Below are 20,427 nucleotides of genomic sequence, written 5' to 3' on the forward strand. Positions count from 1 at the left end.
GGTGGGCCGGCGGAAAACGTCGGCCCACCCCATTCCAGACAGGACAGGGACATGAGAACGCTGAAACTCGGTATGGTCGGCGGTGGGAATGGTGCGTTCTTTGGCGCCGCACACCGTGCCGCCGCCGCGATGACGGGACGCTTTTCGATGGTCGCGGGCGCCCTTTCGAGCGATCCGGTTCGCGCGCGGGAAAGCGGGCACGATCTCGGTCTCGCCCCCGAGCGCTGCTATGACGATTTCGAGACGATGGCGAAGCGCGAGGCAACCGACGGCGGCATCGACCTCGTCGCCGTGGTGACGCCGAACCACCTGCATGCGCCCGCCTGCCACGCCTTCCTCGATGCCGGCGTCAACATTCTCTGCGACAAGCCGCTGACCGCCACGCTGGATGAGGCGCTCGCACTCCGGACGGCGGCGGCGGACAGCGCCTCTCTTTTCGGTGTCGCCTACACCAATGCCGGCTTCGACATGGTGCGCGAGGCGCGCGCCATGGTGGCGGCCGGGGAAATCGGCACGGTGCGCGTGGTCCGCGTCGTCTTTCCGCAGGAATGGCTGGCCACCGCCGCCGAGGCGACCGGCAACAAGCAGGCCGAATGGCGCACCGATCCGGCAAGAAGCGGCGCCGGCAGTCTCGGCGACATTGGCACCCACGCCTTCCATCTTGCGGAATTCATCACGGGCCTTTCGGCGACCGCCCTTTCGGCCGAAGTCGATACCTTCGTTACCGGCCGCCGCGTCGATGACAATGTCACGGCCAAGCTGCGCTTTGACGGCGGCGCCAAGGGGCTGCTCTGGGCAAGCCAGGTGGCGATCGGCGAGACCAACGGGCTCAGGATCGATGTGCATGGCGACAAGGGCTCGCTCGGCTGGACGGTCGAGGCGGCGAACCAACTGGCCTTCGCGCCGCTCGGCGGCCGGCGCATGGTGATCGACCGGGCCTCGCACGGAACGGCTTTCAAGGGAACGATGCCGCCCGGCCATCCCCAGGGGTTCATCGAGGCGCTGGCGCGGCTCTATCTCGACATGGCCGACCAGATCGACGCGCGTCGCGACGGCCGCGCTCCGGCGGCGGACGCCCTGCTGCTGCCCGGCATTCGCGATGGCGTGCGCGGCTTGCGTTTCGTCGATGCCGCCCTTCGCTCGGGCGCTGAAGACGGCCGCTGGACAGACATCTGAAGGGAACCGTTCATGACCACACCTTTCCGTATCTTCATCATGGCACATCCGCGCCTCGTGGAAGATGTCTTCACGGACGACCATCTTGCGCGGCTCCGTGCGCTTGGCGACGTCGTCATCCATGAGGGCGATGCGCTGACGGACGAGGACTTCGAACGCCACGTTGCGCCCGCCGATATCGCGATGGGCATTTTTGACATGCCGGCCGAGCGGCTGGCGCGGTGCCGAAACCTCAAGGCCTTCGTCAACAGCGAGGGAAATTTCCTGCCCAATATCGACTACCGCCATTGCTTCGAGCATGGCATCCGCGTGCTGTCGGCGAGCCATGTCTTTGCCGAACCGGTCGCTGAAATCGGGCTGGCCATGGCGATCGACCTCGGCCGCGGCATTACCGAGGCCGACCGGCTGATGCGAGAGGGCAAGGAAGAGTACGGATTTGCGGCCAACCGCACGGCACGGCCTTTGATGCGTGCCCGGGTCGGGCTGATCGGCTTTGGCGATCTTGCCCGCGCGCTGCTGCCCTTGCTGAAACCGTTCACCTCGACCATCGACGTCTACGATCCGTGGGTGCCGGCCCTCCTGATCGAGCAGGCCGGCTGCCGGCCGGTGGCGCTGGAGACCGCGCTTGCCGAGAGCGATTTCGTCTTCGTGCTCGCCGGCGTGACGTCCGACAATGCCGGTTTCCTCGACAAGCGTGCGTTCGAAACGATGAAACAGGGGGCGTGCCTGCTCCTTCTGAGCCGCGCAGCGGTCGTCAATTTTCCGGACATGCTGGCAGCGGCCGCTTCCGGCCGGATCCGGGTTGCGACCGATGTCTTTCCCGTCGAACCGGTCGCGGCCGACGATCCGGTGCGCGGGACGCCGAACATCATCCTTTCGCCTCATCAGGCCGGCGCCATGGAATCGACGCTGAACGCCATGGGCGCGTCGATCACCGCCGATATCGAACTGATCGCCCGCGGTCTTCCGCCCGCCGTCTGCAAGGTGGCGCAGCCGGAGACCGCCATGCGCTTCCGCAGCATGCCTGTATCGAAGAGCTGAAGAATAAGGACCGGTCCTGAAAGCACCGTCCACCATGGAAAGGACAATGAAATGAATGAGGGCAAGCCGCTGCTGAAGGTCGGAATTCTCGGTTGCGGGCCGATCTCGCAGGCCGGCCATTTCGAAAGCGCCGTGAAAGCGCGCAATGCCGAGCTTTACGCCATCTGCGACGTCGCGGAGGACCTGCGCGCCCGAATGGCCGCGACCCATGCGCCGAAAAAGGCTTTCTCGGACTACGATGCGATGCTGGCCGACCCGGATGTCGATGCGGTCATCATCGCGACGGCGGATGCCTTCCACGTCGCCGCCGCAGCCCGTGCGCTCGAGGCCGGCAAGCATGTGCTCTGCGAAAAGCCGCTCGGCATGACCGTCGAGGAGGCCGACGGCCTGCGGCCCGTCGTCGAGAAGAGCGGCAAGGTCTTCCAGGTCGGCCATATGAAGCGCTACGACGCCGGCCTCCAGAGCGCCAAGAGCTTCATCGATACGGAAATGGGCGAGATGCTCGCGCTGAAGGCCTGGTATTGCGATTCCACCCATCGCTATGCCGTCACCGACGCGGTGCAGCCCTACATGATCCGTAGCGCCAACGCGAAGAAGCCGTCGCGAAATCCGAAGGCCGATCTCGAGCAGTATTTCATGCTCGCCCATGGCAGCCACTTGCTGGATACCGCCCGCTATTTTGCCGGTCCCATCCTCGCCGTCGATGCGCGGCTGCGCCAGCGGTTCGGCGCATATTCCTGGTTCATCGACGTCGAGTTCGAAAACGGCACCATGGGCCATCTGGATCTGACGGTTGCCGTGCGCATGGACTGGCACGAAGGCTTCCAGATCTACGGCGAGTACGGCAGCATTCTCGGCAAGACCTACAATCCCTGGCTGTTCAAGAGCAGCGAGGTGGACATCTTCAGCGAAAAGACCGGGGCGACCAGCCGCGTTCTGGGTGCGGACGGCCACTTCTACCGGCGCCAGCTGGAGGGGTTTGCGGATACGATTCTCGATGGCGGGCCGCTGACCGGCGCGGGCATCGAGGACGGCATCGCCTCGGTGCGCGGCATGGCGGCGGTGATGCAGTCGGTTCGCGCAAAGGCGCCGGTCAAGCTCGTCGATGCGCATGGGAGCGTGTGATGCGCGCCGGTATCTTCGCCAAGACCTTCGCAGGCACGACGCCGGATGTCGTGCTCGCCGCCGCGCGCGGGGCCGGCTACGCGTCGGTGCAATACAATTTCGCCTGCTCAGGCCTTGGGGCCTTGCCGGAGGTGATCCCGGGCGCTGCCGTCGCGGCGATCCGTGAAGCATCGGAACAGACCGGCGTCGCCATCGCGGCGATCTCCGCCACCTACAACATGATCCACCCGGATATTGCGATGCGAGAGGCCGGCCGGCGCAGCTTTGCGGCGATTGCCGCAGCGGCGCATGCCGCAGGTTCGACCCTTCTGACCGTCTGCACGGGAAGCCGGGATGCCGCCGATCAGTGGCGCGACCATCCAGACAATCAGGGGACCGAGGCCTGGCAGGACATGATCGCCGAGTTCGGCCATCTGCTCGCCATCGCGGAACGGCACGACATCTTCATCGGCGTCGAGCCGGAGCTCGCCAATGTCATCAACTCTGCCGCGAAGGCGCGGCGGCTGATCGAAACGATGGCGAGCGAGCGCATCCGCATCGTGCTGGATCCGGCCAATCTCTTCGAGAACGAGGACGCCGAAACGCGCGGCCGTATCATCGACGCGGCCATCGACCTGCTGAAAGACCGGATCGCCATCGCGCATGCCAAGGATCGCAACGCCGACAGCTCCTTCGCCACCGCGGGCAGGGGCGTCATCGACTATCCGCGCTACGTGGCCTCGCTGAAGCGGGCAGGCTTCGACGGCGACATGATCACCCACGGGCTTTCGGCGGCAGAAGCGCCGGGTGTCGCCGCTTTCCTTGCGCCCCTCATCGCCCCGGAGGGCGGCAACGCATGAATCCGATCCGCCATCCCGTCGAAGGCGCGAACCTCGCGGTCTACGAGGAGGGCGCGGGCATGCCCTTCGTCTTCCAGCATGGCCTGTGCGGGGATCAGGCCCAGCCGGGGCAGGTCTTTCCCGCGGCTTCCGGCTTCCGGCGCATCACCGTCGAATGCCGCGGCCACGGTGCCTCGGACGCAGGCCCCAAGGCGGCCTTTTCGATCGCCACCTTCGCCGACGACATTGCCGGCTATCTTGCAGCACAGGGTGCCGGACGAGCCGTGGTGGGGGGAATCTCGATGGGAGCGGCGATCGCGCTGCGGCTTGCCGTCCACCGGCCTGAACGGGTTCGGGCGCTCGTGATCGCGCGGCCCGCCTGGATTTGTGCCGCCAATCCGGAAAACATGGCGCCGAACCGTATTGCCGGTGAACTTCTCGATCGCTATCCGCCGCAGGAGGCGCGCCGGCAGTATGAGGCCTTGCCCCTGGCGAAAGAGCTGGAACGGGACGCACCGGATAATCTTGCCTCGATCCGCGGCTTCTTCACGCGCGAGCCGATCGACGTCACCGCAGCGCTGCTCAGGGCAATCTCGATGGACGGCCCCGACGTCACCGAGGCGGAGGTCTCTGCTATTGCCGTGCCGACGCTCGTGATCGGCCACGGGCGCGACCTCGTTCATCCGCTTGGTCATGCCCGGTCGCTTGCCGGGATGATCCCGGGCGCGCGGCTGGTGGAGATCACGCCGAAGGCGGACGATGCCGACGCCTATCGCGCCGATTTCCGCGCTGCCCTGTCGGCTTTCCTCAAGGAGCTCTGAGATGCGGCCGTCTTCCGACTGGATTGAAACCTTGCCCGAGGACCGGCTGATGGCCGAGACCGTCGTCACGAGGTCGCCCGCCTTCGAGGCGGAGGGGCTGGCCTCGTCCGCAACCGGTGGAACGACAAGAGGCCTTGTATGAACGACGATTTCACCATCGGCCTCGATCTCGGCGGCACACAGGTTCGCGCCGCGCTGGTGCGCGCCGGAAAGGTTCTGGCACGCACGGCGGCACGCACGGATGTCAGCGGCCCGGAAGAGGTGATGCGGCAATTCAAGGCGCTTGTCGCGGAGGTGTCGCGGGCGGCAGGCAGCGCTCCGGTCCGTGCGATCGGCATGTGCGCCCCGGGGCCGCTCGATACCGTGAGCGGCGTTATCGACCATATTCCGACCCTTCCCGGTTGGGAGCAATTCCCTCTGTGCGACCGCCTGTCGGAGCTTTTCGGCCTTCCGGCCATCGTCGAGAACGATGGCATCGCGGCCGCCTTCGGCGAATGGCAATACGGGGCTGCGCGCGGGCTGGACCACATGGTCTATGTCACGGTCAGTACAGGCATCGGCGGCGGTGTCGTTGTCGACGGCCGGCTGATGCACGGGGCGCGGGGCATGGGCGGCCATGTCGGGCATTTCACGCTGGTTGCGGAAGGGCCCGTCTGCTCGTGCGGGCGTGTCGGTTGCTTCGAAGCGGTTGCCGCCGGTACGGCCTTCGGCAAGCGGGTCCGCGCGGCGGCAAGCGGAAACCCCGCCTCCTACCTTGGCAGGATGGCCGAGCACGAGACGCTTGAGGGCCGCCACGCGGTGGAGGGTGCGCGGGCAGGCGATGCCGCCTGCCTCGCCCTCGTCGCCGAGGAGGCCGATTGGCTCGGCTCAGGCTTTGCCAGCCTGCTGCATCTCTACAGCCCGCAGATGATCGTCATGGGCGGCGGCGTGTCGGCCGCTTTCGATCTGCTCGAACCAGGCATTCGTGCGCGCATCCGCCGCGATGCCATGGCCCCCTTTCGGGAGGTGCCGGTCGTACCTGCAAGCCTTGGCGACGATGCCGGCCTCGTCGGGGTGGCCGATCTCGCGATTATCCGGCAGCGGGCATCGAATACATTACGTCGGCCGGCATGTTCGGAATTCAGCGATATGCCTTGAAGATTATATCTCAAGTGCTTGCCGTTTGAGCGCGCGCCGGCTCGTATCCATTCAAGAACACGGACCTTTTGATCTCTCGACCGAAGAGCCTTTCCTGCCAGTAGGCGCGACTCGGTCGAGAGGCGGTCCGGGCCTCGGCTGACGAACTATCGCCTACTACCCAGGTGATTGGTGCGAATGCCGCGTTTCACGAAAAGATCGCGGCTGTTGGCCGAAATCCTCACTTTTCATGGCTTCTCTCTCGCCTTCTCACCAAGCAGCAACGGTTATGGCACTGGCACCGCCCCAATTCGAGGACTGCTGAATTGCCCATCGTCCTTGATGACCACTCCGCTATCATTACGGCAATCGTCGAGAGGAATGTCGAAGAAGCCGATCGCTTGAGCAGGGCTCGCGCGGAGCAAATTGCCGCGCGTATGTCGAGGGTGTTTGAGCAATTGTCGAACTCTGAAATCGAGCTTCCTTGATTGAATATTTGCCCTCCGCAAGGATGGCCGCACGCAAGGGCAAGGAGATCATCGCGGGCCGCGGCGGCGGCGCTGAACGGCCCGCCGGACTTCGTGACGTCGGCCGTCGTCGAATATCGGGCACGCGGTGAACGCGTCGAAGGGGTTTGGCGCGATCCCTGGCCTTGAGGTTCGTGCGTCGGAGGGGGGCTTCTACCTCTTCCCGAAATGCGCGCCTTTGGACTATCGCGGTCCTTCGTTCCCGGCGCAGGCCCGGCATAGCCTTTTCTATGCCGGGCCTGCGAGCGTGGTGCAGGATTTATCGAGGTTCGTCGCTGTGTCTCGAAGGTGATTTGAGGATCTGACCTTTAGAGCGACGGATTCCTCTATTCGCTTGCGTAGCTTCCATCCGCCTTGTGCGTTTCGTTGCCGGAAAGAGGCGGCGTGAAGACGCAGACGAGCAGCAGGTCGCCTTTCGTGGCGCGCAGGATGTGCGGATCGTTTTCGTTGAGCGAATAGATCGTGCCCGGCTTGATCGGGAACACTTCCCCGGTCACCTTATGCTCGACTTCGCCCTCACCCGAAATGCAGTAGTTGCTTTCGAGATGATTCTTGTAATGAAGATGCAGTTCGGCGCCTTCGAGGACACGGGTTTCATGCACCGAGTGGCCCATGCCGTGCTCGCGCACGATCATACGCTTGCTCTGCCAGCCCGGCCCGGAGACATCCCGTGCGGATCCTGCCATTTCCTGTGAGGTGACGACGATCATTTCAAACTCCTGGTTTTTTCAAAGGGGGTTTCGGATGGTTTTCGCAAGGACCGGTTCAAGCATCCCGGCGATGGCCAGGAGCTTGTCGTCGGCGCCGCGGGCGCCCGTCAGCATCATGCCGATGGGCAGGCCGCCGGCGGGCAGCGTGACGCTCGGCAGGTCGAGCCGGTTTGCGAATTCGGTGAGGGAAAAGGAACGGCTGTTCATCGCGAGATAGCGAGACTGCTCGTCAAGGTCGCCGGCGCGTGGCGGCATCATCGGCACCGTCGGCAGCACGAACGCGTCGAAGCCCTCGATTTCCCGGTCGAACTGTTTCCGGCATGTGTCCAGCTCGACGAGCGCCCGGCGATATTCGCCTTCGGGCGCTTCCGCCCCCTGCCTGAGGCGCGTCGCGATCAACGGGTCGTAGAGATGTTCCGCAGCCTTCAGGAGCGCCTCGTGGTACCTGTAGGCCTCATAGCCGATGATCCGCCCCTCGACGGTGATCCGCGTCGCCGACTGCAGGCTCGGGAGCGGGATTTCCGTGATCTCCACGCCTTCATCCGCCAGGGCGTTCATGCAGCGCGTGAACGTGTCGCGGACGTCCGCGTCGATGGCGGCTTCCCTGTAGAAGGCCGGGATGGCCAGGCGAAACGGCGTGGGCTCCGGCTCGGAGATTTCCCCATGCGCGAGGAGCGCATCGACGATCCGGCACAGGTCCGCCGAGCGGGTTATGAGGCCGGGCACATCGAAGGACGTCGACAGCCATTTCATGCCGTCGCTCGAATAGCGGCCACGGCTGGGCTTGAAGCCCACGACGCCGCAGAACGCCGCGGGGATACGGGCAGAGCCGCTGGTGTCCGAGCATACCGCGATATCGCAATATCCCCGCGCAACGGCGACCGCCCCTCCGGAACTGGACCCTCCCGCCACCCGCTCTCCCGTCGCATCGAGCGGCGTGCGGGGCGTGCCGAAGGCCAAGTTCAGGCCAAGGGCGCCATAGGCGAATTCCGTCATGTTGGTCTGCGCGACAAGGGTCGCGCCGCAAGTGCGCAGTCGGGCGACCATGGGCGCCGTTTGCGTTGCCGCCGGTGAGCTCGCCAATGCTCTCGACGCGCAGCTGGTGGGCCACCCCTCGACGTCGAAACAGGCCTTCGCCGTCATCGTCAGGCCCGCAAGCGGCGGCAGCGAGGCCCCTTCCCGCCGAAGGCGTTCCCAATCGGCCAGCTCGTCGCCCGCGTCGGCGAAGCGTTCCGCAAGAAAAATCGCCTGGCCCTGCCAGGAGCGGGCCTGATAGTCCGCGATGGCAGCCGCAAATTTGGCGTGCGGGGAACGAGGGTCGGTCGGCGCGTTCGGCATGTCGGTCACGTTTCTCATTCTACATCAGCGTCATCAGCATCGCCTCGGCATCGGCGAGATAGATCTCGAGGCGGTCGGCGGCGGTCTCGTATCGGCCCTCGGCCAGAAGTCCGTGGATTTCGGTTTCCCTCATCAGCCACGGTTCCTGGAATGCGCGCTCCTGCGCCCCGGTCACGAAGACGAGGCGCAACTGGGTGACGAGGAGTGAAAACATCTGGTCGAAGATCGGGCTGCCATGAAGGGCGACGATCTCCTGATGGAAGCGCAGGCTTGTCGTTGCCCCGACCTGCCAGTCGGCCCGCTCGATGGCCCCCGTGCCTTCACGCGTCAGGTCCCCGAGCCGTTGCAGCCAGTCGGCCGGCACGGACTGCCGGCCGCGCAGCGCGCTCAGTTCGACGACGCGGCGCACGATGAAGATGTCCTTCAGCTCGGCCGCGGAAAGGCGCTTGACCCGAACGCTCTTGTTGCGCTCCTGCGACAGCAGCCCCTGCTGGCGGAGCAATTGCAGGGATTCCCGCAGCGTGTTGCGGGATACGTTATAGACGTCGATCAGCTCGGCCTCGATCAGGGCGGCGCCGCTCAGGATCCGTCCGCAAAGAATGCTGTTGCGGATTTCATTCGCAACCCGGATGAAAGCTGGTTCGTTTGGAGCGGTTTCGGTCATGTCGGATCTCAGTTTGTCAGGTTCTTCAAGAAGGTCCTGAGCTGAGGATACAGGCCCGCCTTGATGTTCGCGGGCGTATCGTCGCAGATCACCTTGCCCTGCTCCATAAACAAAATGCGATCGGACACATCGAAGGCGAAATTCATCTCGTGCGTGACGATCACCATCGTGACGCCGTCGCCTGCCAGGGAACGGATGACGCCCAGGACCTCGTCCACGGTCTCCGGGTCGAGCGCGGAGGTAGGCTCGTCGAACAGGATGATGCTCGGCGACATCATTAGGGCGCGCGCGATGGCGACGCGCTGCTGCTGGCCGCCCGAAAGCTGGTGAGGATATTTGCGGGCATGCGCGGCCATGCCGACTTTCGCCAGATAGTGGAAGGCTTCTGCCTCAAGGTCCGCGCGCGTGCCGAGACCATGGTAGAGCGGGGCGAGCAGGACATTGTCGAGGATGGTGCGGTGGTTGAACAGGTTGAAGCTCTGGAAGACCATGCCGACATCGCGGATCAGCCGGAAATCCTCCTTGAACAGGTGGGCACCCGACGCGGACGCCCCGGCGGAGATGAAGGGTTCGCCATGCAGGCGCACCGAGCCGCTATCCATGTGCTCCAGTCCGTTCAAGGTCCGGATGAAGGTGGTCTTGCCGGAACCGGAGCGCCCGATGATAGAGATCACCTCGCCCGGCTGGACCGTCAGGTCGACGCCCTTGAGAACCTGCAGGTCGCCGAAGGCCTTGTGGACGCCCTTCGCCTCCAGCGCCGGAACGTCCGCCGGCTGGCGCCTGGAGGCCGGCCGGGCGGTGAAGCGCGCGATCTTCGCCGCGACTTCCCCTTCCGAGAGCGGCTGGGCCTTCTGTCCCAGCCGGTTCACGTCAGCCGATCGCTCGAGAAAGGTGATGCTGCGATCGAAGATCGTGACGATAAGGATGTAATAGAAGGCGACGGCCGTGAGCGTCTCGAGGATCAGGAAGTTCTGGGTGTAGAGCCGCTGGCCGACAAGCAGGATTTCCGCAAGCGAGATGACGGAAACGAGCGAGGTCAGCTTCACGATCGTCACGAGCTCGTTCGCAAGGGCGGGAAGAGCGACGCGGATCGCCTGCGGAATGACGATCAGGCGCTGTATCCCGAAAAAGGAGAGCCCGAGCGCGCGGCCGGCCTCGACCTGGCCTTTCGGTATGGCGATGAGCCCGCCTCGATGGATCTCGGCCATATAGGCCGCCTCGCTGACGACGAGGGCGATGAAACCGGCCGTGAAGGCATTCGACAGGACCGACCGGAGCGCGGGGAAGACCTGCGGCATGCTGTAGATGAAGATGAGCAGGACCAGCAGAGGCAGGCTTCTGAAGAACCAGATATAGGTTTGCGTCGCGCGGGCCAGCACCTTCCACCGGGATCTCTTGGCAAGAGCGAGAGCGAAGCCGACGACGGCGGCGACGAGCCAGCTCGCCAGACTCAGTTGCACGACCGTCCAGGACGCCAGCCAGAAATCGGTATCGGCCAGAAGGCCAACGGTATAGTGCCAGTCGAAACCCATGGGAAACTGCTCGAAAATAAGAGGGGGACGCCGGCCTCGCGGGCCGGCGTTTCGATACGCCTGGAAGACGGATTTACTGCGCGGTGGAGGTGACGCTCTCGATGTCCGCGTCGCTCACCGTCGGCATGGCATATGCTTCGGCGAGAGCGGCATAGCTGCCGTCCTGGCGCATCTTCGAGAAGGCTTCGCTGACGGCGCCGTAGAGGTCCTTGTTCTGCGGGCTGACGGCAACGCCGATCAGCACCGGATAGATGAGGTCCTTCGACGTCACCTCATAGTCGTTCGGGAACTTCTTGAGGAGTTCGGCCGCCACGACATTGTCCATGAACTCGACATCGATGGAACGGGAACGGAGCGCCTGCGTGACCTGGGCGTCCGTATCGAATTCGCGGGTCTCGATGGCGCCGAGGCCGTTCGCCGCGCAGTGCTCGTCCGAGAATTTCTTGAGTTTGGGCAGCCAGGATGCGCCCTGCATCGAGCCGACGACCTTGCCGCACAATTCGGCTTCCCCGGTAGGACGGAACGTCGCGTCCTTCAGCACCAGCAGCGAAGAGCCGGCCTTGAGATAGGGAATGAAGTTCAGGATCTTCTGCCGCTCCGGCGTGACGTAGAGGGCGGAGGCCACGACGTCGAAATGGTTGGCCCGGATACCCGTGATCAGGCTTGCGAAGCGGGTGTCGATGAACTCGGAGCTCAGCTCCAGGCGCTTGGAAAGCGCCTGCATGAACTCGACGTCGAAGCCCGCCGGCGCGCCGTCCTTCAGATAGGCGAAGGGCGGATAGGTCAGGTCCGAACCGACGGAAAGCGTTCCCTCCTTGATCGTCGGAAGCGGCGCGGCCTGCGCGGGCTGCATCGTGGCGGAAGCCAGCAGCAGGGACGCGGCCAGGGTGCCGGCAGCGCATAGTCCGGAGAGAATTCGCGATGGATCGAGCATATCAACCTCCCATATTGCTCAACAAGATTGTTGAACAGTTTTGTTCAGCAATTTGTGAGAGTCAAGAGGGGATTTGCCGAGCCAGGGCTGTCCCCGGTCCCCCTTCCTTTCGTGAGGTATGGGTCCGGGGGTAGCTACAGTGGATGTGCGAGCACGCGCTGGCGCAGTCCTCCGCGAGGACCGCACTGCAGCGGCCCGCAATGAGTGCGGTCCGCCTATAGAATCTGAAATATATTTCAGATGCTGAATTATATTGACATGCGTTTCATCTTCGCCTCTATTGCCCTTCATCGGACTTCGAGGAGGAAGTTCGGTTTCAACGCGATCTGCGGCGTCTTCGGGACGCCCTCGGGCTTTTGGGAGGGGCTTCGGCCTCGAGGAGGAAACTTGCGCAAATTTATCGGCTCGACCGCCATGGCGGTCCTTGCGGCAACGCTTTTTGCCGGCACGGCATCTGCGGAGACGGACAACCCGTTCCGCTGCAAGCCGGGCGAAAAATACGTCATGAACGTCATGGTTTCGGGCGTCGAATACTGGTTCCCGGTCTATGAAATGTTCAAGCAGGCGGGCCAGCAGCTCGGCTGCGAGACGGAATATACCGGCACGCCGGAATATGACGTCAACAAGCAGATCGCCACCTTCGACCAGGCGCTGGCGCAGAACCCGGCCGGCATTCTCGTGCACCCGATGAACTCCGATCCGTTCATCGAGCCGATCAATCGCGCCATCGATCAGGGCACGGCCGTCGTGACCTTCGCCGCAGACTCGCCGCTCTCCAAGCGCGTCTCGTTCATCACCTCGGACAATACTCGTGAAGGCACCTACGCGGCCGATGCGATCGCCGAAAAGATGGGCGGCAAGGGCGAATACGCCGTTCTCGAAAATCCGGGCCAGGACAACCACGACAAGCGCATCGCCGCCTTCATCGCCCGCATGGAAGAGAAGTGGCCCGACATGAAGCTGGTCGGCCGCGCGGCCTCCAACCAGGATCCGACCAAGGCCTACCAGGGCCTGTCGAGCCTCATCCAGGCCAATCCGAACCTCGGCGCCGTCTTCATGCCGGAAGCCAACTCGGCGATCGGCGCGGCGCAGGCCAACAAGGAAGCCGGCGGCAAGGTCCTCGTCATGTGCGCCGACGTCAACGCCAATATTCTCGACATGATCAAGGCCGGCGAAGTCTTTGGCTCGATCAACCCGAACCAGGGCATGCAGGGTTACATGGGCTTCATGCTGCTGTGGCTTGCCAAGCACCCGGAATTGATCGACCCGATGAACGATGCCAAGCGCTCGGGCTTCAACCCGATGAGCATCCCGGTCGTCGACAACGGCCTGTCGATCGTCACGGCCGAAAATGCCGACGATTTCTACTGGGACAAGTACCTGAAGCGCCGTGGCACCAAGGGTATCGAGGAGTAATCTCCCAAGAGACGCCATCCGCGCCGTGCGGCGCGGATGGGCTTCGGGGAGAGGGGAGGAAGACGATGGCGGAGCCGGTGCTCACCATTCATGGCGTGACCAAGCATTTCGGGGCGGTGAAGGCTTTGACGGATGTCGGCTTCACGCTCGAACGCGGCGAGGTCCATGCGCTCTGCGGCGAGAACGGCGCCGGCAAGTCGACGCTGATGAACATCATCGCCGGCGTCTTGCAGCCGACCGCGGGCGAAATCCGCGTCGACGGCCAGCCGGTGCGTATCGCGTCCCCCGCCGCCGCGCAGTCGTTCGGCATCGGCCTGGTGCATCAGGAAATCGCGCTCTGCCCGGATGCGACGGTTGCCGAAAACATGTTCATGGCGGCCACGAACCGCCGCCGCTCGCCCCTCATGAATTACCGCGCGCTGGAGCGCGATGCGCAAGCCGTGATGAACCGTCTCGCCGCCATCGACGTTCGCCGCAAGGTCGCCGATCTGCCGATTTCCAGCCAGCAGCTCGTCGAGATCGCCAAGGCGCTGACGCTCGACTGCCGTGTGCTGATCCTCGACGAGCCGACCGCGGCGCTGACCGAAACCGAGGCGCAGCAGCTCTTCTCGATCATCCGCGATCTCAAGGCGAATGGCATATCGATCATCTATATCAGCCACCGCATGGCCGAGATTTTCAGCCTTTGCGACCGTGTGACCGTCTTCCGCGACGGCCGCTATGTCTGCACGGACCGTATTTCGGACGTAACGCCTGACGACGTGGTGCGCCGCATGGTGGGCCGCGAGATCACCCAGCTTTATCCCGACAAGCTGCGGCCGGACGAGAAGACGGCCGAAACGATTCTCGAGGTGGACGGCATCGGCGACGGCTCCCGCTTCCAGAATGTCAGCTTCAATTTACGCAAGGGCGAGATCCTCGGCATAGGCGGCCTGATCGGCTCCGGTCGAACGGAGATCGCCGAGAGTATCTGCGGTCTGCGGTCCCGTGCCGAAGGCATGGTGCGGCTGCATGGCGCCGTACAGAAGATCGCCACCTATTCCGATGCGGTGAAGGCGGGCATCGTCTACCTGTCCGAAGACCGGAAGGGTTCCGGCGTCTTCCTCGATATGTCCATCGCGCAGAACATTTCCGTGCTGGACCTGAAGTCGCTGACCAATGCCGCCGGCCTGCTCGATGGCCGTGCCGAAGCGGCTCTGGCCGAGGATTTCGCAAGGCGGCTCGCCGTTCGCATGGGCGGTATCGAGGCGCCCGTCAAATCGCTGTCCGGCGGCAACCAGCAGAAGGTGGCGATCGCCAAGCAACTGGCCGTGAAGCCGAAGGTCATCCTGATGGATGAACCGACGCGCGGCATCGATGTCGGCGCCAAGACCGAAATCCATCGCCTGCTGCGCGAGCTTGCGGGCTCGGGCATCGGCATTGTCGTCATCTCCTCGGAAATGCCGGAACTGCTCGGTCTTTGCGATCGCGTGCTGGTCGTCCGGGAGGGGCGCATCGCAGGCGAACTGGGAGCTGACGAGATGTCGGAGGAGGCCGTGATCCGTCTTGCCTCGGGGCTCGGCGCGGCGCGGGTGGCAGATCATGCCGCGTGAGAAGAAACTGGGAGAGCGGGAAATGGCAATCGACACGATGGCGGGTACAGCGCCGAAAACATCGTCCTTCAGGCGCATCGGTTCGATGCGCGAGGCCGGGCTGATCGCGATCATCCTGACGCTCGGCGTGATCATGAGCTTCGCCTCGCCGCATTTCCTGACGCTCGGCAATTTTCGCGCCATGCTGATGAGCTTCTCGGTCGAAGGCATCGTCGTCGTCGGCATGACGATCCTGCTCATCGTCGGCGGCATCGACCTGGCCGTCGGATCCGTCGTCTGCTTTGCGATGGTGCTGTCGGGTTCGCTCTTCCTTGCCGGACTCGACCCGTGGACCGCCTCGCTGATCGGCATTGCCGCCTCGAGCGCCATCGGCGGTGCCATGGGCTTCTTCGTCACGGTCGTCGGGCTCAACCACTTCATCACGTCGCTCGCGGCCATGGTGATCGTGCGCGGTCTCTGCCTCATCATCACCAAAGGCACGCCGCTGTCGCTCTTCACGCTGCCGGCAGCCTTCAAGGAAGTCGGGCAGGGCACCTTCTACGGCGTGCCCTATGTCATCCTGATCTTCGTCGCCATCGTTATCCTGTTCGATTTCCTGCTGCGCCGGGCGACCGCGTTCCGCAAGGTGTTCTACACCGGCAGCAACGAGAAGGCCGCGCTCTATTCCGGCATCAAGACCAATCAGGTGAAGTTCTGGGTGACGGTGCTGTGCTCGACCCTCGCAGGGGTGGCCGGCGTGATCTACATGTCCCGCTTCGGCGCTGCCACACCCACCTTCGGCGCGGGCATGGAGTTGAACATCATCGCAGCCGCCGTCATCGGCGGGGCCTCGCTCAGCGGCGGCTCGGGCACGGTCCTCGGGGCTATCCTCGGCATGGCCTTGCTCTCGCTCGTCACCTCGTCGCTCATCCTGCTCAACGTATCGGTCTATTGGCAGGACATGATCAAGGGCTGCATTCTGCTCGCCGCCGTCTCCATCGATCATTTCATGCACAAGCGGAAGGCCAGCTGATATGCCGATCGCCAGACTGAAACCCAAGACGACCGCCCCGCGCGAGGAAATCGTCATCGCCCGCCAGATGCATCAGGCGCTCGTCCTGCACTTCCTGGAAGGCCTGACTCAGGCGCAGATCGCCGATCAGCTCGGCATCTCGCATGCCACCGTCAACCGCCTCATCAAGCGCGGCCGCCAGCTCGGCCTCGTCGAGATCAAGATCAAGTCGCCGGTCGAGCCGCTGGTGGACATGGAGGAGCGGCTTCTGGCGCTCGGCGGCATCAGCCGCGCCGTGGTGGTGCCGACCGTCTCGGACAATCCGCAGACCGCGCTGCTCGCGGTGGGAGAGGCGGCGGCGCGGCTGCTTCTGGAGGAGATCGCCGATGGGGACACGATCTGCATCACCGGCGGCAAGGGTGTCGGCGCTGTCGTCGCCGGATTGCAGGCCGCGCGCCGTTACGATGTCGAGGTCATCCCGGCGACCGGCTGCGTGCAGGGAAAACACTATACCGACGTCAACCACGTCTCGACGCTGATGGCCGACCGGTTGGGCGGCCGTTCCTGGCAGATCCACGCGCCGCTCTTTGCCGACGACGCCGCGCAGCGCGCGATGCTGATCAACATGCGCTCCGTCGCCGATGTCTTTCAGCGGGCGCGCGAGGCCAAGGTGGCGTTGGTCGGCATCGGCTCGATCCTCAGCCAGGATTCGACCTATTACGATCTGCATCCCTCCTCCAGCGAGGATCGCAATGCCATCGAACAGTCCGGTGCGAGCGCGGAACTGCTCGCCCATCTGCTCGACGGCGAGGGGCGGGTTTGCGACTACGCCCTCAACCGCGCGCTCGTTTCACTGACGCTGACGGAATTCGCCTCGATCCCGACGAAGATCGGGGTGGCGAGCGGCCTCAACAAGGCCGGCTCGATCCTCTCCGTGCTGCGCGGCGGCCATCTCGACACGCTCGTCACGGACGAAGCGACCGGCGCACGCATTCTCGACCTTGCATCCGAAGAAGGACTTTCCGCATGAGCGGCGAACAGTTGAACCGTGAAATCGGCCGCTCCGGCGTCAGGGCCTCGGCCGTCGGCCTCGGCACCTGGGCCATCGGCGGATGGATGTGGGGCGGCACGGACGAGGCCGAATCCATCGCCGCGATCCAGGCCTCGCTCGATGCCGGCGTGACGCTGATCGATACAGCCCCGGCCTACGGTCTCGGCCGCTCGGAAGAGATCGTCGGCAAGGCCATCGCCGGCCGCCGCGACAAGGCTGTCATCGCCACGAAATGCGGCCTCGTCTGGCACACGGGGAAGGGCAGGCATTTCTTCGATCAGGACGGCAGGCCGGTTCATCGCTATCTCGGCCGCGACGGAATCATCCACGAGGTCGAGGAAAGCCTGCGCCGGCTCGGCACCGACTATATCGACCTTTACATCACCCATTGGCAGGATCCGACGACGCCCGTCGAGGAGACTGTCTCGGCGCTGGAAGATTTGAAGAAAGCCGGAAAGATCCGGGCAATCGGCGCCAGCAACGTCAACCGGCCGGAACTGGAAAAATACATTGAGACCGGGTCGCTCGATGCGATCCAGGAGCGGTTCAGCATGATCGATCGCGAGATCGAGGCGGACCTGCTGCCGCTCACCCTTCAAAACGACGTGGCGACGCTCAGCTATTCCTCGCTGGCGCTCGGCCTGCTCTCGGGCACGATCGGGCCGGACCGGGTCTTTGCCGGCGACGACCAGCGCAAGGACAATCCGCGTTTCTCCGTTGCGAACAGGCAGAAGGCCAGGGATTTCTCCGATGCTATCCGCCCGGTCGCGGAACGGCACGGCGCCAGCATCGCGCAGGTGGTGATCGCCTGGACGCTGGCGCAGCCCGGCGTGACCTTTGCGCTCTGCGGCGCCCGAAACCCGACGCAGGCGCTCGACAATGCACGGGCCGGAACGCTCCGGCTCGATCACGACGATCTTGCGGCCATCGACGCCGGTATTGCGGCAAAACTGGCCGATATGGACGGATAACGGACTGCCATCATGAACCGGACAGAGACATTGAACGGGCTCCGTCAGAGCCCGAAGGTGGACGTGTGCGTCCTCGGCGGCGGCATCAACGGGCTCAGCGTCTTCCGCGAGCTGGCGCTGCAGGGCGTCAACGTGCTGCTCGTCGAAAAGGCGGACTATTGCTCCGGCGCGAGTGCGGCGCTCTCGCGCATGGTTCATGGCGGCCTGCGATATCTCGAGAACGGCGAGTTCAGCCTGGTCAAGGAATCGCTCGTCGAGCGCGACCGGCTGCTGCGCAACGCCCCGCATTATGTCGCGCCCTTGCCGACCACGGTGCCGATCTTCGACACCTTTTCCGGCCTTGCCAATGGCGTGGTGCGCTTCCTCGGCCTTACCCGCCGCCCCAGTCGTCGCGGCGCCATCGCCATCAAGGCGGGGCTCGGCATCTACGACTTTCTGACGCGCAGGCGCGCCCTGATGCCGAAACACGAATTCCGCAGCCGCAGGGCGACGCTCTCGAAATGGCCGGCGCTCAATTCGTCGATCCGCAATTCCGCGACCTATTACGACGCCTGGGTCAGCCATCCCGAGCGCATCGGCATCGAGCTTCTGCGCGACGGCCTGTCCGCTGGCGCGAATGCCGGAGCGCTGAACTATGCGACGATCGAGGAAGCCGGGGCCGGTCGCTTCGTCCTGCGCGACGGCCTGTCCGGCGAGGCGCTGCCCCTCGAGCCGCGGCTGATCGTCAATGCGACGGGCGGCTGGATCGACATCGCGAATGCCACGCTGTTTTCAGGCGAGGCACGGCCGTCGCCGCTGATGGGCGGCACCAAGGGCTCGCATCTCATCATCGACAACCCGTCACTTCGCGACATGCTCGACGGCCACATGATCTATTACGAGAACGAGGATGGGCGCATCTGCATCCTGTTTCCCTATCTCGGCAAGGTGCTGGTCGGTTCAACGGATATCCGCGTCGACGATCCCGGCACGGTGCGCTGCGAGGCGGACGAGCGTGATTACATCCTGCAATCGCTCGCCTTCGTGCTGCCGGGCGTCACGATCCGGCCGGAGGAGATCGTCTTCCAGTTTGCCGGCGTGCGCCCGCTGCCGGCGAGCAAGGACAGTTTTACCGGCCGCATCCCGCGCGACCATTTCTGCACCGTGCTGGACGGCAGGAATGGCGGGCCGCCGGTGCTCTGCATGATCGGCGGCAAGTGGACGACCTTCCGCTCCTTCGGGGAGCTCGCCGCCGACATGGCGCTCAAACATCTGGGCGTGACGCGCCGTATCGATACCGCTGAACGGGCGATCGGCGGTGGCCGCGTCTTCCCCAAAGATCCCGGGACCTGGATCCGCGACCTTGCCGCATCGACCGGTCTTTCCGTCGCGCGCGTCACGGTTCTCTTCGGTCGCTACGGTACGGAGGCCGAGAACGTCGCCCGTTTCATCGCGGCGAAACCGGATCACGCGCTGCCGCATGCTCTCTACAGCGCACGGGAGCTGGAATATCTCATCCGTGCCGAGGCGGCCGAGCATCTGGACGATCTGCTGCTGCGCCGCACGACGCTGGCGGTCGCGGGCGATCTTTCACTCGCCATGGCGGAGGCCGTGCTTGAGTTGCTCGCCGCCGAAAAGGGCTGGTCCGCGCAACGGACGGCCGAAGAGCGCGGCCGTTTTCTGGATTTCATGCGTGAACGCCACGGCGTTACCGAACAAACCCTTTCCGCACGGAATGAACACAGGAGTGAATTATGCGAGACAACCGCAAAGTCCGGATGAACCGGCTGTTCGGCAAAGGCCGTTGCCTGGACGTGGCGATCGACCATGGCGTGTGCAACGAGCCGTCCTTCCTTGACGGGCTGGAGGATGTTCCGGCCGTGGTGAAGGCGTTGGTCGATGCCGGGCCGGATGCGATCCAGATGAATTACGGCCAGGCCGATCTGCTGCAGGACATTCCCGGCAAGGACAAGCCGGCGCTGGTCATGCGCATCGACATGGGCAACCCCTATAACCGCATCCGCCATCGCGACATGTGGGCAGTGCTGCAAAACGAGGCCGAGCCGCTGATCGGTGCGTTGCAGATGGATGCGGCCTGCGTGGTCGTCAACCTCTTCATGCTGCCGGATGAACCGGATCTTTTCCGTCAGTGTGTGCAGAACATCGCGCGCGTCCGGGCCGATTGCGAGAAATATGGCATGCCGCTGATGATCGAGCCGCTCGTCATGCAGCCCGTCACCGAGCGCGGCGGCTACATGGTCGACGGCGACGCCGACAAGATCGTCACGCTGACGCGGCTTGCCCGCGAGATGGGCGCCGATATCGTCAAGGCCGATCCGACGACCAACGCGGAGGATTTCCATCGCGTCGTCGAGGCGGCGCGCTGCCCGGTTCTGGTGCGCGGCGGCGGCAAGGAAGATCTTTCCGCGGTCTTTGCGAAATCTGCCGCCTTGATGCGGCAGGGCGCAATGGGCATGGTCTATGGCCGCAACATCTACCAGCACGCCAATCCGAGCGCCGTGGTGCGCGGGCTGATGGCGATCATCCATGCGGATGCGAGCGGCGAGGAGGCCTTCGCACTTTACCAGCAGGGATGAGACGCCGGGTGGTCGCGGGAAATACGCG

Annotated in this window: 19 protein-coding genes; 14 read left to right on the forward strand and 5 right to left on the reverse strand. The window is 64.4% G+C overall.

The window, feature by feature from the left end:
• Positions 1–51 precede the first annotated feature (51 nt).
• From ShzoTeo12_RS21080 to ShzoTeo12_RS28295, 7 genes are all read left to right on the forward strand, one after another.
• Positions 52–1,176 (forward strand): Gfo/Idh/MocA family oxidoreductase, encoded by a 1,125-nt coding sequence (locus ShzoTeo12_RS21080; protein ID WP_318914041.1) that lies wholly within the window; start codon positions 52–54, stop codon positions 1,174–1,176.
• Between the two features lie 12 nt (positions 1,177–1,188).
• On the forward strand, positions 1,189–2,217 hold the full coding sequence (locus ShzoTeo12_RS21085; protein ID WP_318914043.1) for a hydroxyacid dehydrogenase: 1,029 nt from the start codon (positions 1,189–1,191) through the stop codon (positions 2,215–2,217).
• A 51-nt stretch (positions 2,218–2,268) separates the two neighbouring features.
• Positions 2,269–3,342 carry a Gfo/Idh/MocA family oxidoreductase gene (locus ShzoTeo12_RS21090; protein WP_318914045.1) on the forward strand — a complete coding sequence of 358 codons (1,074 nt, stop codon included), beginning with the start codon at positions 2,269–2,271 and terminating at the stop codon, positions 3,340–3,342.
• Positions 3,342–4,181: a sugar phosphate isomerase/epimerase gene (locus tag ShzoTeo12_RS21095; protein ID WP_318914047.1), complete on the forward strand. Its 840-nt coding sequence runs from the start codon at positions 3,342–3,344 to the stop codon at positions 4,179–4,181. Before ShzoTeo12_RS21090 ends, ShzoTeo12_RS21095 begins: the two co-directional genes overlap by 1 nt.
• Positions 4,178–4,981, forward strand: coding sequence for an alpha/beta fold hydrolase (locus ShzoTeo12_RS21100; protein ID WP_318914049.1), 804 nt, complete (start codon positions 4,178–4,180; stop codon positions 4,979–4,981). The genes ShzoTeo12_RS21095 and ShzoTeo12_RS21100 overlap by 4 nt, the downstream gene beginning before the upstream one ends.
• A 138-nt stretch (positions 4,982–5,119) precedes the next feature.
• Complete coding sequence (locus ShzoTeo12_RS21105) at positions 5,120–6,118, forward strand: ROK family protein (protein WP_318914051.1); 999 nt, start codon at positions 5,120–5,122, stop codon at positions 6,116–6,118.
• A gap of 164 nt (positions 6,119–6,282) precedes the next feature.
• A complete protein-coding gene (locus tag ShzoTeo12_RS28295; RefSeq protein ID WP_413251190.1) occupies positions 6,283–6,585 on the forward strand; it encodes an FCD domain-containing protein in 303 nt (100 codons plus the stop codon).
• Between the two features lie 365 nt (positions 6,586–6,950).
• Here the strand turns inward: ShzoTeo12_RS28295 and ShzoTeo12_RS21110 are convergent, their stop codons facing one another.
• The 5 genes from ShzoTeo12_RS21110 to ShzoTeo12_RS21130 form a co-directional block, all read right to left on the reverse strand.
• The gene (locus ShzoTeo12_RS21110; protein ID WP_318914053.1) at positions 6,951–7,334 is read right to left on the reverse strand and encodes an ectoine synthase; all 384 of its coding nucleotides are present in this window, start codon (positions 7,332–7,334) and stop codon (positions 6,951–6,953) included.
• Positions 7,335–7,352: 18 nt separating this feature from the next.
• Complete coding sequence (locus ShzoTeo12_RS21115; RefSeq protein WP_318914338.1) at positions 7,353–8,672, reverse strand: amidase; 1,320 nt, start codon at positions 8,670–8,672, stop codon at positions 7,353–7,355.
• 19 nt (positions 8,673–8,691) lie between these two features.
• On the reverse strand, positions 8,692–9,336 hold the full coding sequence (locus ShzoTeo12_RS21120; protein WP_119254865.1) for a GntR family transcriptional regulator: 645 nt from the start codon (positions 9,334–9,336) through the stop codon (positions 8,692–8,694).
• 8 nt (positions 9,337–9,344) lie between these two features.
• Positions 9,345–10,868, reverse strand: a complete 1,524-nt coding sequence (locus tag ShzoTeo12_RS21125) for an amino acid ABC transporter permease/ATP-binding protein (RefSeq protein WP_119254866.1) — start codon at positions 10,866–10,868, stop codon at positions 9,345–9,347.
• A gap of 73 nt (positions 10,869–10,941) precedes the next feature.
• The gene (locus ShzoTeo12_RS21130) at positions 10,942–11,802 is read right to left on the reverse strand and encodes an ABC transporter substrate-binding protein (protein ID WP_318914055.1); all 861 of its coding nucleotides are present in this window, start codon (positions 11,800–11,802) and stop codon (positions 10,942–10,944) included.
• Positions 11,803–12,216: 414 nt separating this feature from the next.
• On the opposite strand from ShzoTeo12_RS21130, the gene ShzoTeo12_RS21135 reads away from it, so the two are divergent.
• The 7 genes from ShzoTeo12_RS21135 (at position 12,217) to ShzoTeo12_RS21165 (ending at position 20,399) form a co-directional block, all read left to right on the forward strand.
• On the forward strand, positions 12,217–13,218 hold the full coding sequence (locus tag ShzoTeo12_RS21135; protein WP_413251198.1) for a substrate-binding domain-containing protein: 1,002 nt from the start codon (positions 12,217–12,219) through the stop codon (positions 13,216–13,218).
• Positions 13,219–13,283: 65 nt separating this feature from the next.
• A complete protein-coding gene (locus tag ShzoTeo12_RS21140) occupies positions 13,284–14,810 on the forward strand; it encodes a sugar ABC transporter ATP-binding protein (RefSeq protein WP_318914057.1) in 1,527 nt (508 codons plus the stop codon).
• A gap of 22 nt (positions 14,811–14,832) precedes the next feature.
• The gene (locus ShzoTeo12_RS21145; RefSeq protein WP_318914059.1) at positions 14,833–15,822 is read left to right on the forward strand and encodes an ABC transporter permease; all 990 of its coding nucleotides are present in this window, start codon (positions 14,833–14,835) and stop codon (positions 15,820–15,822) included.
• A 1-nt stretch (position 15,823) separates the two neighbouring features.
• Positions 15,824–16,831, forward strand: a complete 1,008-nt coding sequence (locus ShzoTeo12_RS21150) for a sugar-binding transcriptional regulator (protein WP_318914061.1) — start codon at positions 15,824–15,826, stop codon at positions 16,829–16,831.
• The gene (locus ShzoTeo12_RS21155; RefSeq protein ID WP_318914062.1) at positions 16,828–17,823 is read left to right on the forward strand and encodes an aldo/keto reductase; all 996 of its coding nucleotides are present in this window, start codon (positions 16,828–16,830) and stop codon (positions 17,821–17,823) included. Before ShzoTeo12_RS21150 ends, ShzoTeo12_RS21155 begins: the two co-directional genes overlap by 4 nt.
• A gap of 12 nt (positions 17,824–17,835) precedes the next feature.
• The gene (locus tag ShzoTeo12_RS21160; protein WP_318914064.1) at positions 17,836–19,584 is read left to right on the forward strand and encodes a glycerol-3-phosphate dehydrogenase/oxidase; all 1,749 of its coding nucleotides are present in this window, start codon (positions 17,836–17,838) and stop codon (positions 19,582–19,584) included.
• Positions 19,581–20,399, forward strand: coding sequence for a class I fructose-bisphosphate aldolase (locus ShzoTeo12_RS21165; RefSeq protein WP_318914339.1), 819 nt, complete (start codon positions 19,581–19,583; stop codon positions 20,397–20,399). The genes ShzoTeo12_RS21160 and ShzoTeo12_RS21165 overlap by 4 nt, the downstream gene beginning before the upstream one ends.
• Positions 20,400–20,427 lie beyond the last annotated feature (28 nt).

The sequence above is a fragment of the Shinella zoogloeoides genome (genome assembly GCF_033705735.1).
GTDB lineage: Bacteria > Pseudomonadota > Alphaproteobacteria > Rhizobiales > Rhizobiaceae > Shinella > Shinella zoogloeoides_A.

What these genes read in the sequence shown, in the direction of transcription:
- ShzoTeo12_RS21080 (WP_318914041.1), top strand. Translation starts at nt 52, where the DNA reads ATGAGAACGCTGAAACTCGGTATGGTCGGCGGTGGGAATGGTGCGTTC.
- ShzoTeo12_RS21085 (WP_318914043.1), top strand. Translation starts at nt 1,189, where the DNA reads ATGACCACACCTTTCCGTATCTTCATCATGGCACATCCGCGCCTCGTG.
- ShzoTeo12_RS21090 (WP_318914045.1), top strand. Translation starts at nt 2,269, where the DNA reads ATGAATGAGGGCAAGCCGCTGCTGAAGGTCGGAATTCTCGGTTGCGGG.
- ShzoTeo12_RS21095 (WP_318914047.1), top strand. Translation starts at nt 3,342, where the DNA reads ATGCGCGCCGGTATCTTCGCCAAGACCTTCGCAGGCACGACGCCGGAT.
- ShzoTeo12_RS21100 (WP_318914049.1), top strand. Translation starts at nt 4,178, where the DNA reads ATGAATCCGATCCGCCATCCCGTCGAAGGCGCGAACCTCGCGGTCTAC.
- ShzoTeo12_RS21105 (WP_318914051.1), top strand. Translation starts at nt 5,120, where the DNA reads ATGAACGACGATTTCACCATCGGCCTCGATCTCGGCGGCACACAGGTT.
- ShzoTeo12_RS21110 (WP_318914053.1), bottom strand. Translation starts at nt 7,334, where the DNA reads ATGATCGTCGTCACCTCACAGGAAATGGCAGGATCCGCACGGGATGTC.
- ShzoTeo12_RS21115 (WP_318914338.1), bottom strand. Translation starts at nt 8,672, where the DNA reads ATGCCGAACGCGCCGACCGACCCTCGTTCCCCGCACGCCAAATTTGCG.
- ShzoTeo12_RS21120 (WP_119254865.1), bottom strand. Translation starts at nt 9,336, where the DNA reads ATGACCGAAACCGCTCCAAACGAACCAGCTTTCATCCGGGTTGCGAAT.
- ShzoTeo12_RS21125 (WP_119254866.1), bottom strand. Translation starts at nt 10,868, where the DNA reads ATGGGTTTCGACTGGCACTATACCGTTGGCCTTCTGGCCGATACCGAT.
- ShzoTeo12_RS21130 (WP_318914055.1), bottom strand. Translation starts at nt 11,802, where the DNA reads ATGCTCGATCCATCGCGAATTCTCTCCGGACTATGCGCTGCCGGCACC.
- ShzoTeo12_RS21135 (WP_413251198.1), top strand. Translation starts at nt 12,217, where the DNA reads ATGGCGGTCCTTGCGGCAACGCTTTTTGCCGGCACGGCATCTGCGGAG.
- ShzoTeo12_RS21140 (WP_318914057.1), top strand. Translation starts at nt 13,284, where the DNA reads ATGGCGGAGCCGGTGCTCACCATTCATGGCGTGACCAAGCATTTCGGG.
- ShzoTeo12_RS21145 (WP_318914059.1), top strand. Translation starts at nt 14,833, where the DNA reads ATGGCAATCGACACGATGGCGGGTACAGCGCCGAAAACATCGTCCTTC.
- ShzoTeo12_RS21150 (WP_318914061.1), top strand. Translation starts at nt 15,824, where the DNA reads ATGCCGATCGCCAGACTGAAACCCAAGACGACCGCCCCGCGCGAGGAA.
- ShzoTeo12_RS21155 (WP_318914062.1), top strand. Translation starts at nt 16,828, where the DNA reads ATGAGCGGCGAACAGTTGAACCGTGAAATCGGCCGCTCCGGCGTCAGG.
- ShzoTeo12_RS21160 (WP_318914064.1), top strand. Translation starts at nt 17,836, where the DNA reads ATGAACCGGACAGAGACATTGAACGGGCTCCGTCAGAGCCCGAAGGTG.
- ShzoTeo12_RS21165 (WP_318914339.1), top strand. Translation starts at nt 19,581, where the DNA reads ATGAACCGGCTGTTCGGCAAAGGCCGTTGCCTGGACGTGGCGATCGAC.